At 59.8% G+C, this 15,400-nt stretch carries 14 protein-coding genes and 1 tRNA gene; 14 read left to right on the top strand and 1 reads right to left on the bottom strand.

Annotation, left to right across the window (positions count from 1 at the left end):
* Positions 1-26: 26 nt before the first annotated feature.
* From IPP35_10185 to IPP35_10220, 8 genes are read left to right on the top strand one after another with little or no spacing between them, the layout of a single operon-like run.
* Entirely contained in the window at positions 27-1,391 is a 1,365-nt protein-coding gene (locus tag IPP35_10185) for a PorV/PorQ family protein (protein MBL0059457.1), read from the top strand.
* A 28-nt stretch (positions 1,392-1,419) separates the two neighbouring features.
* The gene (locus IPP35_10190) at positions 1,420-4,179 is read left to right on the top strand and encodes a tetratricopeptide repeat protein (protein MBL0059458.1); all 2,760 of its coding nucleotides are present in this window, start codon (positions 1,420-1,422) and stop codon (positions 4,177-4,179) included.
* 1 nt (position 4,180) lies between these two features.
* Positions 4,181-4,804 carry a MotA/TolQ/ExbB proton channel family protein gene (locus IPP35_10195; GenBank protein MBL0059459.1) on the top strand — a complete coding sequence of 208 codons (624 nt, stop codon included), beginning with the start codon at positions 4,181-4,183 and terminating at the stop codon, positions 4,802-4,804.
* A gap of 57 nt (positions 4,805-4,861) precedes the next feature.
* Positions 4,862-5,287 (top strand): biopolymer transporter ExbD, encoded by a 426-nt coding sequence (locus tag IPP35_10200; protein ID MBL0059460.1) that lies wholly within the window; start codon positions 4,862-4,864, stop codon positions 5,285-5,287.
* Positions 5,284-5,706 carry a biopolymer transporter ExbD gene (locus IPP35_10205; protein MBL0059461.1) on the top strand — a complete coding sequence of 141 codons (423 nt, stop codon included), beginning with the start codon at positions 5,284-5,286 and terminating at the stop codon, positions 5,704-5,706. The genes IPP35_10200 and IPP35_10205 overlap by 4 nt, the downstream gene beginning before the upstream one ends.
* Positions 5,706-6,092: a hypothetical protein gene (locus IPP35_10210; GenBank protein MBL0059462.1), complete on the top strand. Its 387-nt coding sequence runs from the start codon at positions 5,706-5,708 to the stop codon at positions 6,090-6,092. The genes IPP35_10205 and IPP35_10210 overlap by 1 nt, the downstream gene beginning before the upstream one ends.
* Positions 6,085-6,888 carry a TonB family protein gene (locus IPP35_10215; protein ID MBL0059463.1) on the top strand — a complete coding sequence of 268 codons (804 nt, stop codon included), beginning with the start codon at positions 6,085-6,087 and terminating at the stop codon, positions 6,886-6,888. The genes IPP35_10210 and IPP35_10215 overlap by 8 nt, the downstream gene beginning before the upstream one ends.
* 58 nt (positions 6,889-6,946) lie before the next feature.
* Complete coding sequence (locus IPP35_10220) at positions 6,947-7,990, top strand: hypothetical protein (protein MBL0059464.1); 1,044 nt, start codon at positions 6,947-6,949, stop codon at positions 7,988-7,990.
* Here the strand turns inward: IPP35_10220 and IPP35_10225 are convergent.
* Entirely contained in the window at positions 7,977-9,188 is a 1,212-nt protein-coding gene (locus IPP35_10225; protein ID MBL0059465.1) for an MFS transporter, read from the bottom strand. The genes IPP35_10220 and IPP35_10225 overlap by 14 nt on opposite strands.
* Positions 9,189-9,255: 67 nt before the next feature.
* Between IPP35_10225 and IPP35_10230 the strand changes: the two genes are divergently transcribed.
* The 6 genes from IPP35_10230 (at position 9,256) to IPP35_10255 (ending at position 15,275) form a co-directional block, all read left to right on the top strand.
* Positions 9,256-9,828: a hypothetical protein gene (locus IPP35_10230; protein ID MBL0059466.1), complete on the top strand. Its 573-nt coding sequence runs from the start codon at positions 9,256-9,258 to the stop codon at positions 9,826-9,828.
* Positions 9,829-9,836: 8 nt separating this feature from the next.
* A complete protein-coding gene (locus IPP35_10235) occupies positions 9,837-10,370 on the top strand; it encodes a YceI family protein (GenBank protein MBL0059467.1) in 534 nt (177 codons plus the stop codon).
* 29 nt (positions 10,371-10,399) lie between these two features.
* On the top strand, positions 10,400-12,346 hold the full coding sequence (locus tag IPP35_10240) for an LTA synthase family protein (GenBank protein MBL0059468.1): 1,947 nt from the start codon (positions 10,400-10,402) through the stop codon (positions 12,344-12,346).
* A 17-nt stretch (positions 12,347-12,363) separates the two neighbouring features.
* On the top strand, positions 12,364-13,665 hold the full coding sequence (locus IPP35_10245; GenBank protein MBL0059469.1) for an HAD-IC family P-type ATPase: 1,302 nt from the start codon (positions 12,364-12,366) through the stop codon (positions 13,663-13,665).
* Positions 13,666-13,672: 7 nt separating this feature from the next.
* A complete protein-coding gene (locus tag IPP35_10250; protein ID MBL0059470.1) occupies positions 13,673-14,923 on the top strand; it encodes an HAD-IC family P-type ATPase in 1,251 nt (416 codons plus the stop codon).
* A 278-nt stretch (positions 14,924-15,201) separates the two neighbouring features.
* A tRNA-Pro gene (locus IPP35_10255) sits at positions 15,202-15,275 on the top strand.
* Positions 15,276-15,400: the final 125 nt, after the last annotated feature.

Below are 15,400 nucleotides of genomic sequence, written 5' to 3' on the forward strand. Positions count from 1 at the left end.
GTTTTTCGCCTTGGTGGAGGGCGGGGGTGACTTCCTTCCTTCTGGTTTCTTTCTCCCTGGCTTCCCGGTCGGAAACGACCTTCGGGCAGGCGGGAGACTATTTGCTCTACGGCGCGGGGGCCCGGGCCTTGGCCATGGGCGGCGCCTTCACGGCGGTGGCCGATGACGTTTCGGCGGAATATTGGAACCCCGCGGCTTTGTCTTTTCTCGACGAATATCAACTGCACACGATGTATGCCCCCTTGAACCTCGGGACCAAACTCTACGACCTGGCCCTCGGCGTTCCGTTGGGACCCCTCGGCGGGTTGGCCGTTTCCGACATGTTGCTCCGTTCGGACGGGTTTCAAGGGAGGGACGATCTGAACCTCGCCTCCGGCGGGGATGGGGCGGTTTCCCAGAATGCGCTGTCCTTGTCGTACGGGAAATCTTTTAGGGACTTCTGGGCGGCGGGAGCGCGGGTGCGATTTCTTCAACAGAAAGTCCTTTCTCGATCCGGGAGCGCCTTCGCCGTCGATCTGTCCGGATACACCCGGCCCTGGCACGGGGTCAGCGCCGGACTGGCGCTCAACAATCTCAATAAACCGGAAATCACGCTGGGCGACGACGCCGACCCGATCCGTCCGGTGGCTCGGTTCGGGCTGGCCTTCCGGGCGCCGCGGGACCTCATCATCGTTTCCATGGACGCCAACAAAACCGAGCGGCAGAACCCCTACTACGTCGCCGGGCTTGAATACAATCCCACCCCCCTGCTCAGCTTGCGTACCGGGTGGGACCAGAACCAGGAGTGGACGGCCGGGCTCGGCGTGGCGCTTCGGCTCTTCCGTTTCGACTACGCGTTCGCCAACCAGCAGGACCTGGGTTCGACGAACAAGGTCTCCCTCACGCTCCGGTGGGGGAACATCTATCAGGCAAAAATTTCACCGGAAGGCCTTGCGCCGAACTCGGATTCGATATATATAGAAGGGCTGAAGAACGAGGTGAAGTTCAAGATCGATGTCCCGAATTTCAAGATCGCCCGCTGGACGCTGATCTTGACGGACGAAGAGGGGAAAATCGTTCGAACGCTGGCGGAGCAGTTCCATCCGGGTTCCACGATCCTGTGGGACATGACCGACGAGAACGGTCGGCCCGTCAAGCGGGGCCTCTACCGCTACCGCTTCGCGGTGGAATACAAGGCGGGCCGGTTGTGGGAGGAGCGGGGCAAGTTCCGGCTGGATTATAAGTCGAACATCGTGCCGGACGTGGAAATACGCATGCGGGCGCCGGAGGGGCTGGAGGGAGCGGACCCATCGGTTCCCGCGGCGCCGGTGGCCCCCCCGGTTCCGAAGGCCGAATCGGTTCCGGTCCTGGACGGCGGAGGGGCGGACGGCGGTGAACGAGTGACGAACTGACGAACCAACGCAAGCTATGAGGGACACCATGATGACACGCACACGAACCCCCTTTGGTCTTCGCAACGCTCTGGTCTTGGCGGCCGCGCTGGGAGGGATGGGCGCGGCCCAGGCCGCCTTCGTCAACCCGGACGCCGAGCGCCTTTTCGTCGTCATGTCGGGCGCTTTCCAGTCCGGCAAATATGAGACGTCGATCGCCGAAAGCCGTGAATTTCTTCGCCAGTTCGCCCGCCACCCCAAAGCCGCCGCGGCCCAATACGTGAAGGCTGAATCCTATTTCCTCCAAAACCGATGGCCCGAGGCCGCCGCCGAGTTCAAGGAATTCATCGATAACAACGGCGCCTCGGAGAACGCCAACCTCATCATTTCGGCCCGCCTCCGCATGGGCGAATGCCATTTCAATTTAAAGAAATACCTGACGGCCCTGGATCATTTCGCCTGGGTGGAAAAGTCGAAGAACGACAGTCTTCGCGCGGAAGCTCTCTTGGGGTCGGCTTACTGTCTCCTGGCCCGCGGTGAGCACGCCAAGGCGGAGGGGTATTTGGTTAAACTCCTGGAATCCCATGGCGGTTACGCCAACCTGCCGAACGTGGTCGTTCCTCTGGCCTTGATCTACATGGAACGCGGCGAATATCAAAATGCCCTGGAGCTCTTGGAACGGGCGCCGGGAGATCCTTCCTGCCTCTACTACCGCGGCGTTTGCCAGCGGCTCTTAAACCGCGTGATCGCCTCCGCCCAGCTTCTGAAGGAAGTGTTGGACAACGATGAAAAAAAACTCTGGACGGATCGGGCCCTGTATCAAATGGGAGAAGCCTATTTCCAATCCAAAGAATACCCCCTGGCCTACAATTCCTTTAAACGCATCTACACCACCGAACTCGCCAGCCCCTTCCGCCCCTTCGCCCTGTTCCGCATGGGTTGCGTGGACTTCCAGAACGGGAAATTTGATCAAGCCGGCCTGAACTGGACCCAACTGGTGAAGGAGTTCCCTCAAAACCTCTCGGGCCCGGCGAGCCAATACCTCCTGGCGGAGATCTCGCTCCGTCAAGGCGAGTTGGCGAAGGCCATTCCGGGTTTCTCCGGGTTGATCACCAACAACGACTACACCATGGACGCGCAATTCAAGATCATCTGGAGTCTCGCGGTCCAGGGACAGTATGACGTCGCCATCGCCAAGGCCGACCGCTTTCTAAAGGATTTTGAGTGGGGCGAACTGCACGCCAAAGTCAGCCTCATGAAGGGCCTCTGCCAAATGATGATGAAAAAGCCCGACGAGGCCATCGCCACTTTCCAGTTCATCCTGGACCGCTACCCCAACACCGGCTACTTCGATAAGGCGCTCTATCTCATGGCGGTGACCATGATCCAGGAACGCCGCTACGCGGAGGTCGTCACCCACGTCTTGTTGAACAACGCGGACATGAAGAAGACCGGAACCCTGGACTCCGCCGACGTGTTCTTCAACAAGCGCGAATACGAGCGCGCTGTCGGTTTCTATGAGGAGTTCATCGCCAAATATCCGGACGATTCCCGGACGGAGCGCGCTCTCTACCAAGCCGGTCTTGCGCTCTACCGGCAGGAGTATTTCACCGAGGCCATCGGCAAGTGGACCACGCTATCGGTTAAACACCCGGCCTCCAAGTTCGCCCCGGACGCCGTCTTCCAGACGGCGCGCACCTATTTCGGGCTCGGCCAATACAACCAGGCGTATCAGTCCTTCCGAAAGGTTGTGGAACTCTATCCCGCCTCGCCCCTGGCCAAAGAGTCCATGCTTCAAATCGGCCAGTGTTTCTACAACGCGGGCGACATTCCCCGCGCCATCGACCAGTACCGGGCCTACATGGAGAAATACCCGGACGACGAAAAGGCCAAAGAGGTTCAGGAACTCCTCCAGATGGCTTTCTACAAGCAAGGGAAAACCGGCGGCGACATGAAGGAACTCGTGGCCCAGTTCCCGAAAAGCAAATTCACCGCGGACATCTATTGGGAGCTCGGGGCCGAAGCCTACAACCGCAAGGATTACGACAAGGCCCTGGACTACTTCCAGCGGCTCATCCTGGATTTCCCGGATTCCACCCAAGCCATGCAGTCGTTCTATTACAAGGCGGATTCCTACTTCTTGAAAGGCGAATACGCCGCCGCCGTCAACACGTTCAAGAACTTCATCGTGAACTATCCCCAAGACGTCCTGACGAAAGACTCTCGCTTCAAACTCGCGGTGTCTTACTTCAGCTTGAAGGATTATGGGCAGGCGGCCTTGTCCTTTAATGACTTCCTGGAGGCCCACCCCTCCGACCCGAAGTCCCGGGACGCCGCCTTGAATATTCCGATCTGCTATACCAAATCCGGCCAACCGTTCCAGGCCATCGACGCTTACATGAACTTCCTCCGCCGCTACCCGGGAGACGAGAAAACCGCCTACGTGTATCTTCAAGTGGGGCAACTCTACGAGGAGGTGGAGGATTACATGAAGGCCGTCGAAACCTACCAGAAGCTTCCGGCGGACCGGGAGGAAATTTTCGAGGCGACCTTTAACATGGGGCGGTGTTACGAAAAGTTGAAGGCCCCGACCGAACAGAAGAAGGCCTACGAAACCCTGCGCCGTCTCTCGCCCAAAGACAACAAGTTCCGTCTGGCGGGGCTGGCGCTCCTGGGTGAACTTTACGAAAAAGAAGGGGCGACGGCCCAGGCCGTCGCGGTGTATGCGGATATCGCTTCGTTCAGCACCAATGCGGAATGGCGGGCCATCGCCCAGCAAAAAGTGAAAGACTTAAAGGGAGGAAAGTAAAATGATGCAGATGGGTTTCAAAGAGTGGTTCATGGTCAACCCCCCCATCATCAGCACCATCCTCATTTTTTCGGTGCTGGTCGTGGCTTTCACACTGGAGCGTTTTTGGGTTTTTCGAAGGGAAGCCAAGTTTCCCAAGGAGCTGTGGGAGCGGATCATGGGCCTGGTGAGGGAAAAACGCCTGCGGGACGCGATCGCTCTCTGCGAGGTCAGTTCCGGCGTTTTCTCGAAGGTGTTCAAGGCCGGGCTGGAAGGCTCGCTGGTCTCCCGCCTCGATGCCGAGGACGGGATGGTCATCGAAAAAGAGGAAGGTCAGGAGATTCTGCGCAAACGGGTCGGCCTTTTCGGCACCGTCAGTTTCATCTCTCCGTTGATTGGCCTTTTGGGCACGGTGATGGGCGTGTTGCACGCCTTCCACAGTTTGGCTCAGTCCGGGTCCGGCGGGCCTTCGGTGGTGGCGGCCGGTATTTCCGAGGCCTTGATCACGACCGTGGCCGGGCTGGTGGTCGCGGTGCCCGCGGCCATGATCTACAACTACTTCAACTTCCGCCTCCGGGCGGTTCTGGTGGAGATGAACACCTACGGCCAGCGGCTTCTGCTGGCGGTCTTCGGGGAAAAACGGTAGGAACCTTTCCGCCGGACCGGTGTCCCATACGGTGACGCTGGAACGGAGGTCGAACCCATGAAACGCGCGTCCATCGAGAAAGGCGAAGGCGAAGAGATCAGCGAGATCAACGTGGTGCCGTTGGCCGACATCTCGCTGGTTCTGTTGATCATCCTTATGCTGATCACGCCCATGGTGATGCAATCCATGATCAAGATTTCCGCTTCCCAGGCGGCCTCCGCGGTAAAGGTCAGGGACGCCGTTCCGGAGAAACCCCTCATCGTGGAGGTTCGTCCGGACGGTTACTGGTTGAACCAGAACAAAATGGCGTCCGCCGTGGATCTCCAGCATTACCTGGCGGGGGAGCTGTCCCGAAAAAACGACCGAACCGTGATCATCACGGCCGCCAAGGGGGTCCGGCACGGATTGGTGGTGACCGCGTTGGACATGTCCAAACAGGCTGGCGCGGCTAAATTGTCTTTGGTCAAACGGGCGAAAAAATGAAAAAAGTCCGGGAATACGGGAACGCCATTTCGGGCATCAACATCACGCCCATCATCGACGTGACGCTGGTTCTCCTCATCATCATGCTGGTGGCCGCGCCGGTGTTGAATATCCCGAACATGAACGTGGAACTTCCGGAGGCCTATACCTCCGAAACCAAAGAACAAAATATTTCCATCTCGCTCGGCACCGATTTACGCGTCGCCATCGACGAAAACATCGTGCCCCTGGGGGATTTGCCTCGCCTCCTGGAACGGCTTCTGAAAAAGAAAAAGGGATCGGTCGTCATCATCCGGGCGGACAAAGACGTCGACTACGAGAACGTGGAAAACCTGATCGAGACCATAAAAACGAAAACCCACGCTCGGAAAATTGCCGTGGCTACGAAGCAGAAAACGGTCACGTTGGGGAAGAAGTGATGCTGGAAGTCAACGATCATATTTTCGGCAGTCCCCGGGAAATGCTCTGCGTGGGCCTGGCCCTGGCGATCCACATCCCGCTGTACTTTTGGAAGGCCATGCCCGATGCGGGGCCCATGGGCGACCCCATCGCCGAAATCGAGTTCAAGATCGACCAGGCGGAAACGGAAACGCCCGCGCCCCCTCCGAAGGAAGAAAAGAAAGAGGAAGTGAGTTTTTTTCAAGAAGATGACCCAAGCGGTGGGCCTCAGCACTCCCAAACCGATGGACAAGCTGATCGTCCCCGACAAGCCCAAAACGGATCTTCTCGGCACGCAGACCCCCAGCGCGATTCAGGCGACTCGGCGGATTCCGGAAAATGTTCAACAGCAGGGTCGGTTGGTTGATAAGGATCGGAGTTTGGCCGGGACGTTTGATGTGGGGAAGATCCAGCCCAAGGCGGGGGGCGGATTATCCGGCGTGGGTTTAGGCGCTGGGGACAAGGTGGGCGGCGGGGGAACGATTAATCAAAAATCTCCGGGCGTTCGGTTCGCGAAAGGCGATCTGCCGTTCGCGCTGAATAAAGGTCCCGCAGGGGAATTGGCCAACGCGGACCCGGATGCCCCTCAGATCGTTTTGTCCAACCGAACCGATAAACGCGCGAAGTCCGTTTCAACCGCCTTCTTCGGCACCGGGGGCGGGACGGGGGGCGGCGATGGATCGGGAGAGGGGGGCGGTGGAACCCTGAAGAGCAAGGAGGGTGGCCGCCCGTTAATGGGGGTGTCGGGCGGGTTCTCGACGATCGGAGCGCCCGGAACCGATTCCGGCGCCGGCGGCGGGGACGCCCTCATGGGAACGCCCAGCGGTAAAGGCCGCGGCGCAGGGGCTGGGGGCGGGTCCCGGGTCCCCTATGAAATTTCCGGGCCTCTTTCCGGACGACGAATTCTGTTTCAGACCTTGCCGGTTTTCCCCGACTGGGCTCGGGAGAAAGGCCTGATCGCGACGGTCGGCATCCGGTTTTACGTCCTGCACACGGGCGAAGTGAACGCCAATAAAACCGTCGTGGACCGGTCTTCGGGGTACCAGAAGCTCGACGAATTGGCGAGGCAAGCGCTCCTCCAGTGGCGGTTCCAGGAATTGGACCCCGCGCAATACGGCAAGGAGCAATGGGGTATCATCACCTTCAAGTTTAAAGCCCTTTGATTCGGAGATGTTGACGGGAAGTGGATGGCGGCGGGTTGACAGAGTTTAGGAGGCAGGAATGAGACACCGTGTGCTTGCATCTTTGATCCTTTGCGTGGGGGTCGGCGCTTCCTTCGCCGCGACCCTCGGAAACCCGACGGCCCCGGCCCCGAAGAAAGTCGGTTCCCCCGCCTCAAAAAGCGCTCCGGCGAAACCCGCGGCGAAACCTGCGGCCAAACCCGCGGCTCCCCCGAAAAAGTCGTCCACGCCGCCGCCCCCGTCGTCCACCCCCACCTCTCCGGCCGCCGCTGTGGGGCAGGAGAACCTGGGGTCCATGGAGGTGACGGGTCAGGCCAAAGACAAAGTGATGATCGAGAAGGTCACGCCCGAAATTAAGATCGACATGAAGGATCTGGTGGATGCGGTCACGGACAAGACGGAAAAACTTTTAGAGCAGGGGCGGCCTATCCCCTCCGAAGACGATTTCCGCCGCTTTGATCGCCTTTCTTCCCACCAAACCGCGCGACCCTGGTTGCCGGATTTGGTGGAGCCTCCCCTCATCAGCTTTCAGCCCGCTCCCGCGAAAACCACGGTGATCGGCTGGCGACTGGAAGTCGCGGACGACAAAGGCGACATCGTCCACACCATCGCGGGCAAGGGCAATCCTGTCAACGAGATCGTGTGGGACGGTTTCAACAAAGAAGGGCAGATGATCCGGGTCGCGTCGGCCTATTCTTTCCGGTTCATCACCGTCGACGAATTTAACGACACCCACACAACGCTCGGAAAAGCCTTCACCCTTCGCCACCTGAAATATCGGGACAAGAAAAACCTGGTGGTGGAGTTTTCCTCCACCTATCTTTTCCGGGACGAAAAGATCAACCCCGATGCCCTCCCGATTTTCGAGCGGGGGTTGGACGTCCTGAGGGAATACTCCTCCTATCCCTTCGCCCTGGAGTTCCAAACCATGAATCCCCTGGGCGATATGGTGAAAGGGCGGCAAAAGACCGTGACGGACAAAATCGCCGCCGACCTTCAACTCCCCCCGGACAGCATCAAATACACCTATTCCGAGGTCAAGGATCGGGGCGACGTGCTTCGGTTCGTGATCAAACTGCGCTGACCCGCGCGGGCGGGGAGAGAAACATCAGGGCGGCCGCGGCCAGGAGAGCGAACCCCGCGCCCACCAGGAACGACAGCGGATCGCCTCCCCATTTCCACAGCAGGCCGAAAATAAGCGAAGCGAAAAGCGAGGCGACGCCGCTGATCAGGTGGTAAAGCCCGAAAACCGACCCCCTTAAAACGCCCGGCGCGAAGTCGGCCACCAACGCCCGCTCCACCCCTTCCGTCAACCCAAAAAACAATCCATAAATTCCAAAGAGCATCCACACCTGGAGGGGCGTTTTCGCGTAGGCGAACCCCGCATAAACAGCCGCATAGATCCCCCAGCCGGCCACCAGGAGACTCCGCCGACCCACCCGATCGGACAGACGACCCCCGAGGAAGGAGGTCCCGCTCTTGACCACGTGAAAGAAGCTCCACAGGACGAGAATCAGAGCGGTGGAGAGGCCGAGATTTTTCGCTTTCAAGATCAGAAACGCGTCGCTGGCGTTTCCGAGGGTGAAAATAAAAAGGACGGAGAGAAAGTGTTTGAGCGTCGGGGGCAGTTGCCGCCACGCTTCCCTCGGATGGAAGGGGGCAGGCTCCGCGGGCGAGGACGCGCCTCGTTTGAGCCCAAACAAAATGAGCAGGAGACACAGGGTCCCCGGGATCGCGGAGAGAAGGAACACGGTTCGGAGCGGCAGGTTCCACGCGATCAGGAAACAGGCGGCCACCAGCGGCCCCACCACCGCCCCGGCGTGGTCCATGGCCCGGTGATACCCATACGCGCGGCCGCGCTGGTCGGGTGAGACCGCGTCCGCCACCAAGGCGTCCCGGGGCGACGTCCGCAATCCTTTTCCGATCCGGTCGGCGAAGCGGAGAATCAGGACCTGGGGCCAGGTGGAGGCGATCGCCATCAACGGCCGGACGAGGTTGGAGACCCCGTAGCCCGCCACGATCCATGATTTTCGGTTGCGAAATCGGTCCGAAAGGACGCCGGAGAAAAGCTTGAAAAGGGAGACCGACGATTCCGCCACGCCTTCGATCAACCCAAGCGACGCCGGCCCGGCGCCCAACACCTGCGTTAAAAAAACCGGCAGGAGGGGATAAATCATGTCCGCGGCGGCGTCGTTTAAAAAGCTGACGAAGCCCAAAACGCGGACCGTTTTAGGGAGGGGCGGCTGTTTCAGGGAAGCGGGGGCAGATATGACGGGCGTCATAGACGGGGTCCTTGGCGAATCTTACGATAAACCCGCAGGTCTTCTTTATCAAAAGAGAGGGTATCCTATGAAATTCTTAAGGCTCTTGTTGGCCCTGGCTCTGTTGTTCCCAGCCACCGGCGTCCGGCTCTTCGCCGCGGGCGAGGGGGACGGTCTTTCCCTCGACGATCTGGGGTTCAAGGCCGATCAGTTGAAATCCGATCCGGCCGCCCAGGCCACCCTTCATAAGCGGTCCAAAATGCTTAAGACCCATCAAATCCTCGGTCTCGTGACGGCGGTCCCCATGTTGGCCAGCGTGATGACCGCGTCCGGGGCGGCGGAAGGAACCGATTCCAAGCGGGACCTCCATAAAAATTTGGGAATTACGACGGGCGTCCTCTACTTCACCACGGCGTCTTTCTCTCTTCTCGCGCCGGAAGGGGAAGCCAAGAAATCCGCCGGCGCCACCAAGATTCACAAGGGGTTGGCGTGGATCCATTTCCCGGCCATGGTGATCGCCCCCATCTTAGGGTACCAGGCGTATCAACAACGGGATAAAGGCGAGGATGTGCACGGCGCGGCGAAACATCACGCGACGGTGGCCGGCGTCGGCGCCGCCGCCTATTTTCTGTCCATGGCCGTGATGGTCTTCAACTTCTAGGGGCACCCATGAAAAAAATCCTCTTCGCTTTGACGTTGGCGGTCGCGTCTGTTTTGATTCACGCAGAATCCTGGGTGTTGGATTCCTCTGCGCTCACTTACCATGTCACGCACACCCTTCATAAGGTGGAGGGAACCAGCACGGCGTCCCGCGGCAAAGGAATCTGCGATGGCTCGGGCTGTAAATTCTTGGTGGCGGCGCCGGTCAACAGTTTTTTGTCCGGAGACACCAACCGGGATTCCCACATGTTGGAAACCACGCGAGGCGCCACGTTCCCCATGGTCCAGGTATCCGTGGCGATGCCGAACGCTCCCGCCGGTCAAAATTTCACGGCGGACTTGGACATTGCTTTCTCCGGCCAAAAAACGACCTACAAAGCCGTCCCCTTCACCGTCGTGGACCGCCCGGAAGGAAAACTTCATTTCAAGGGCGTCGTGCCCCTAAACATCGACGACTTCAAGATCCCGGCCCCTTCCCTCCTCGGCATGGCCATCAAACGCCAGGTTCCCGTCGATGTGGAAATGACCTGGAAAAAACAATAACTTCCCCGCGAAAAACGTAAAATAGAGGGGTGAGCGAGCCTTCCACCCCGCCCAGGGACGGTGTTCTTGGGCCGGGGTTTGTTTTATCCGCCGTTTTCTTTTTGGCCTTTCTTCTCTTAAGGCTGGTCTTGGCCCTTTGGGTTCACGGCATGTTGGAAACGGGGTTCGCGGTTTGGGCGAAAACCTGGTGGGTGGGACTTCGGTTGGACGCCGTGGCCGCCCTGGCGCTTTCTCTGCCCGCGGCGTTGGCGTTATGGGCGATTCCCTCCCGCCTATGGCGTCGGCGGGGTTTTCTGTTATTCCTTCGGGGCGCCTATTTCCTGGGGCTCTTCCTTTTCCTTTTCACCTCCACCATCGAAGTGGCTTTCTTTGACGAGTTCAACGCGCGATTCAACTACATCGCCGTGGATTATCTGCTTTTTCCCACTGAAGTGGCCGGAAACATATGGCAGTCTTATCCGGTGCTCTGGATTTTAGCGGGAGTGGCGACCGTGGCTCTGGGATTTTTTCTTCTCACCTATCGTCGATTGGAGCGGGGGCTCGATCAGCCCCGCCGTTTCGCGGCCAAGGGCTTGGCGGTTCACGCGGCGCTTTTGTTGGTTCTGGGGGCCATCACCCCCCTTTCTTCCATGGAGGTTTGCCAAAACCGGGTTCAAAATGAAGTGGCGGCCAACGGGGTTTTGACGTTTTTCCGGGCTCTTTGGACCAACGATCTCAACTACCACGCTTTTTACCACACCCTGGATACAGACGAAGCCCATCGACGGGTGAACGCGCTCCTCGCCGAGCCCGAAGGGGGCCCCACTTCCGGCGGGACTCCGAACCCCCTGGAACGGGTCCTCACGGAGGATGGGAGACTTTCCCGCCCCAATTTCGTGATCATGATCGAGGAAAGCCTGGGAGCGAACTTCACCGGCGTTCTGGGTCACCATCCCGAAAACCTCACGCCCGCTTTTGATCAATTGTCCCGTGGGGGTCTGCTTTTCACCCGTTTCTACGCCACAGGTTCCCGCACGGTTCGGGGCCTGGAGGCCATTCTCTGCGGGTTCCCGCCGATCCCCGGCGTGTCGATTCTCAAGCGGTCCAAGTCCGAAAATGTTTTCACGATCGCCGACATCGTGAAGACCCACGGGTATGAGACCCTTTTTCTCTACGGGGGCCGGGGGATCTTTGACGGCATGCGGCCTTTCATGAGGAACAACGGGTTTAACCGATTTGTGGAACAGAAGGATTTTAAAGCCCCCGTCTTCACCACGGCCTGGGGTGTTTCGGACGAAGATATTTTTCATCGAGGCCTGGAGGAATTCGACCAACTCCACGCCGCGGGACGGCCCTTTTTGGCGGTGGTGCTCAGCGTTTCCAACCATAAACCCTACGAGTACCCCCCGGGGCGGATCGACCTGGACCCGAAACGCCACCGACGGGAACATGCCGTCAAATATGCCGATTGGGCCCTGGGCGATTTTTTCGACGCGGCCCGGACCCGGCCGTTTTTTAAGAACACCGTATTTGTGATCATCGGCGACCACGGCGCCCGTGTCTACGGCGCGGACTTCATCCCCATCCGCTCCTATGAAGTCCCCTTTTTGATTTACGCGCCCGGGCTTTTGAAGCCGGGAACAGTGGGCACGCTGGCCTGTTCCATGGATGTGGCTCCCACTCTGTTGGGCCTGACGAACTGGACTTTCCCGAGCGTTTTTTTTGGCCGGGACCTGTTTGATGTGCCGCCCGACCGCGGTTACGCCATGATGCAACACGATCGGGACGTGGGATTCTTGCGGGGGGACCGGCTGGCCGTTTACCGCCCGGACAAGTCCGCGAACCTTTATCTCTTCGACCGCTCGAGCGCCCATTTCAACCCCGCCCCGCCCGCGCCCGGTGACGAGGACATCGTGAAGGACGGGGCCGCCTTGTTTCAAACGGCCTACGAACTCTACGACCAACGTCGGCTCCGTTTGAAAAACGGCCGCCGGTAGTTTCGCCGACCTTTCCCATGGACCCCGTTTCTGTTCCGCTCCCCGCCTCCCAAGAGCCCGGGCTGTGGTCCGGCCGGGCTTTGGAAGACCTGATGGCGGACCTGGCCACCTCCCTCGGTGGACTGACGGAAAAAGAGGCCCAGGTGCGTTTTGAAAAAGGGGGGCCCAACGAACCCGCGCGGCGTCGCAAACGGGGGCTCCTCTTTGGGTTTCTGGCCCGGTTCCTCGATCCCCTGGTTCTCGTCCTGCTGGTCATCGGCGGTTTCTCTCTGTTCTTCGGCGAAAAAGTGAGCGCCGCCCTCGTGGCCGGCATGGCCTTGATCAGCGTAGGGTTGAGCTTCGCCCAGGAATTCCGGGCGGACCGAGCCGCCGAAAAACTGACCGCCATGGTCCGCGTGCGCGCCACCGCCCTTCGGGACGGCGTTCCCCAGGAGGTGGATCTTCGGAACATCGTTCCGGGAGACGTGGTGGTTCTGGCCGCGGGGGATATGATCCCGGCGGACCTCCGCGTGCTGGAAGCCAAAGACCTCTTCGTCAACCAGTCCGCCCTCACGGGGGAATCCTTGCCTTTGGAAAAACAGGCCGCGCCTCCGGCGGCCGGGGGTCGGGGACTCTCGGACTTGACGAACGCGGCGTTCATGGGGACGAGTGTGGTGAGCGGCCGGGGGCTGGGGCTGGTCGTTAAAACGGGTCCCGCCACCCAGTTCGGCGCCATTTCCCAGCGCTTGGCCCGGCGGCGGGCGGAAACCTCTTTCGAGAAGGGCCTTCAAAGTTTCGTCTGGCTCATGCTTCGTTTGATGCTGGTGTTGGTCGTGGTGATCTTTGCCGCCAACCTATTAACCAAGACGGGGTGGATGGAATCCCTCCTCTTTGCCCTGGCCGTGGCCGTCGGGTTGACGCCCGAAATGTTGCCCATGATCGTGACCTTAAATCTTTCCCGTGGCGCCCTCCGCATGTCCCAGCGGGAGGTGATCGTCAAACGGCTGTCCTCCATCCAAAACCTGGGAGCCATGGACGTTTTTTGCACTGACAAGACCGGCACCCTCACCATGGACGAGGTTGTTTTGGAGCGGCATTGCGACGTGATCCTTCAAGAAGACGAGGCGGTCCTGTCCCTCGCCTATCTGAATAGCGTCCATCAAACGGGGTTGAAAAACCTGCTCGATCGGGCGATTTTGAAACATCATGACGAAATGAAGGTGGTCGGGGAAAAGGTCGACGAGATCCCCTTCGATTTTTCCCGGCGGATCCTTTCCGTCGTGGTCTCCCCAGGGGCGCCACCGCTTGATCGCCAAAGGGGCCCCCGAGGAGATCTTTAAGCGGTGTGTGCGATACGAGTTGGACGGCGAGATCTTTCCCATGGAAGATCTCATTCTCCAGGACCTCCGGGAAGAACACGACGCCTTGAGCCGGGACGGTTACCGGGTTCTGGCGGTGGCCTACCGGGACATGACGGAGCCTAAATCGGCCTACAGCAAGGCGGATGAAACGGATCTGGTTCTTCGGGGCTACCTCGCCTTTCTGGACCCCCCGAAACCCTCCGCGATGGAGGCGTTAGCGGCGCTTCGTCGCCGGGGTGTTTCGTGCAAGGTGTTGACCGGGGACAACGCCCTCGTGACCCAAAAGATCGCGCGGGAGGTGGGCCTTCCCGTGGACGGCCTGCTGACGGGGGAAGAGCTGGACCTCCTTTCCGATGAAGCGTTGGCGCCCCGTTTGTCGTCCTGCACGATTTTCGCGCGCCTCGCCCCGCTCCAAAAAGAGCGCGTGATCCGCCTGCTTCAAAAAGAAGGTCGAACGGTGGGGTTTCTGGGGGACGGGATCAACGACGCCCCCGCGCTCAAGGCCGCGGACGTCGGTCTTTCGGTGGAAAACGCCGTGGACGTGGCCCGGGAAGCGGCCGACATGATTCTGCTCCGAAAGAACCTGAACGTCCTGGCGGCCGGCATTGACGAAGGTCGCCGCACCTTCGCCAACATCGTCAAATACGTCCGCATGGGGGCCAGCTCCAATTTCGGGAACATGATCAGCATGACGGGCGCGAGCCTCGTATTGCCTTTTCTCCCGATGCTTCCCATCCAAATCCTCCTCAATAATTTTCTCTATGACATTTCTCAGGTGGCGCTCCCCACTGACACGGTGGATCCCGAAGCCCTGGAACGCCCGCGCCCCTGGGACATTTCTTCCATTCGGCGTTTCATGTTTCTTTTCGGTCCCTTAAGCTCCCTGTTCGATTTCGCTACCTTCGGCGTCCTGTGGCTTCTTTTCGGTCGACAGCCGCTGTTTTTTCAGACCGGGTGGTTTTTGGAATCGTTTTTGAGCCAATCCTTGGTCGTTTATGTTATTCGAACCCGAAAACGCCCCTGGGCCGGCGCCCGTCCCAGCCTACCGCTTCTCGCCTCCACGGTCCTGCTGGGAACTGTTGTCCTTTGGCTCCCGAAGTCATTTCTGGCGAAGCCTTTCCACTTCGCCGCGCTCCCTCCCCTCTACTTCACCGCCCTCGCCCTCATCCTTGGAACTTACCTCGCCCTCGCCCAAACCCTCAAAACCCATTTTATCCGCCGTTACGGCTACGATTGACCAACGCCCCCCGTTGAGCTATAATCCTCGACGGAAAGAATCAAAGGAAACCGCCCTCTGCGCAGTCCCCTCCCCAGAGTTCCGGGGACAGGCCGCGGGCCAGAGGCCCGAATACTCGGCCGAGCGTCGAGGACAGGCGGCGGCCCAGAGGGCCGAAGGCCCCGCCGGGGTGCCCTCGCACAAAACGCGAGGACTCCACGGACAATGTGGCCAGAATGACCGGCACCCACGCAGAGCTTATGGTGCCGGCGGCGGGTCCAGCGGACCCGAAACCCCGCCGGGGTGTAGCTCAGTTGGCTAGAGCGTCCGCTTTGGGAGCGGAAGGTCGCTGGTTCAAGTCCAGTCACCCCGAGATTTGAGCAGAGAAAAGGCGCCTGCGTTGGGGCGAAGAGTGCCCAAAGGCACTCTTCGCGGGCGCGCTAGCGCCCCGGCCCGAACCGAGCCGTTAGGCGAGGAGAGGGAGGAGGCCGCTGGTTC

It is taken from the genome of Elusimicrobiota bacterium, from assembly GCA_016721625.1.
Taxonomy (GTDB): domain Bacteria; phylum Elusimicrobiota; class Elusimicrobia; order FEN-1173; family FEN-1173; genus JADKHR01.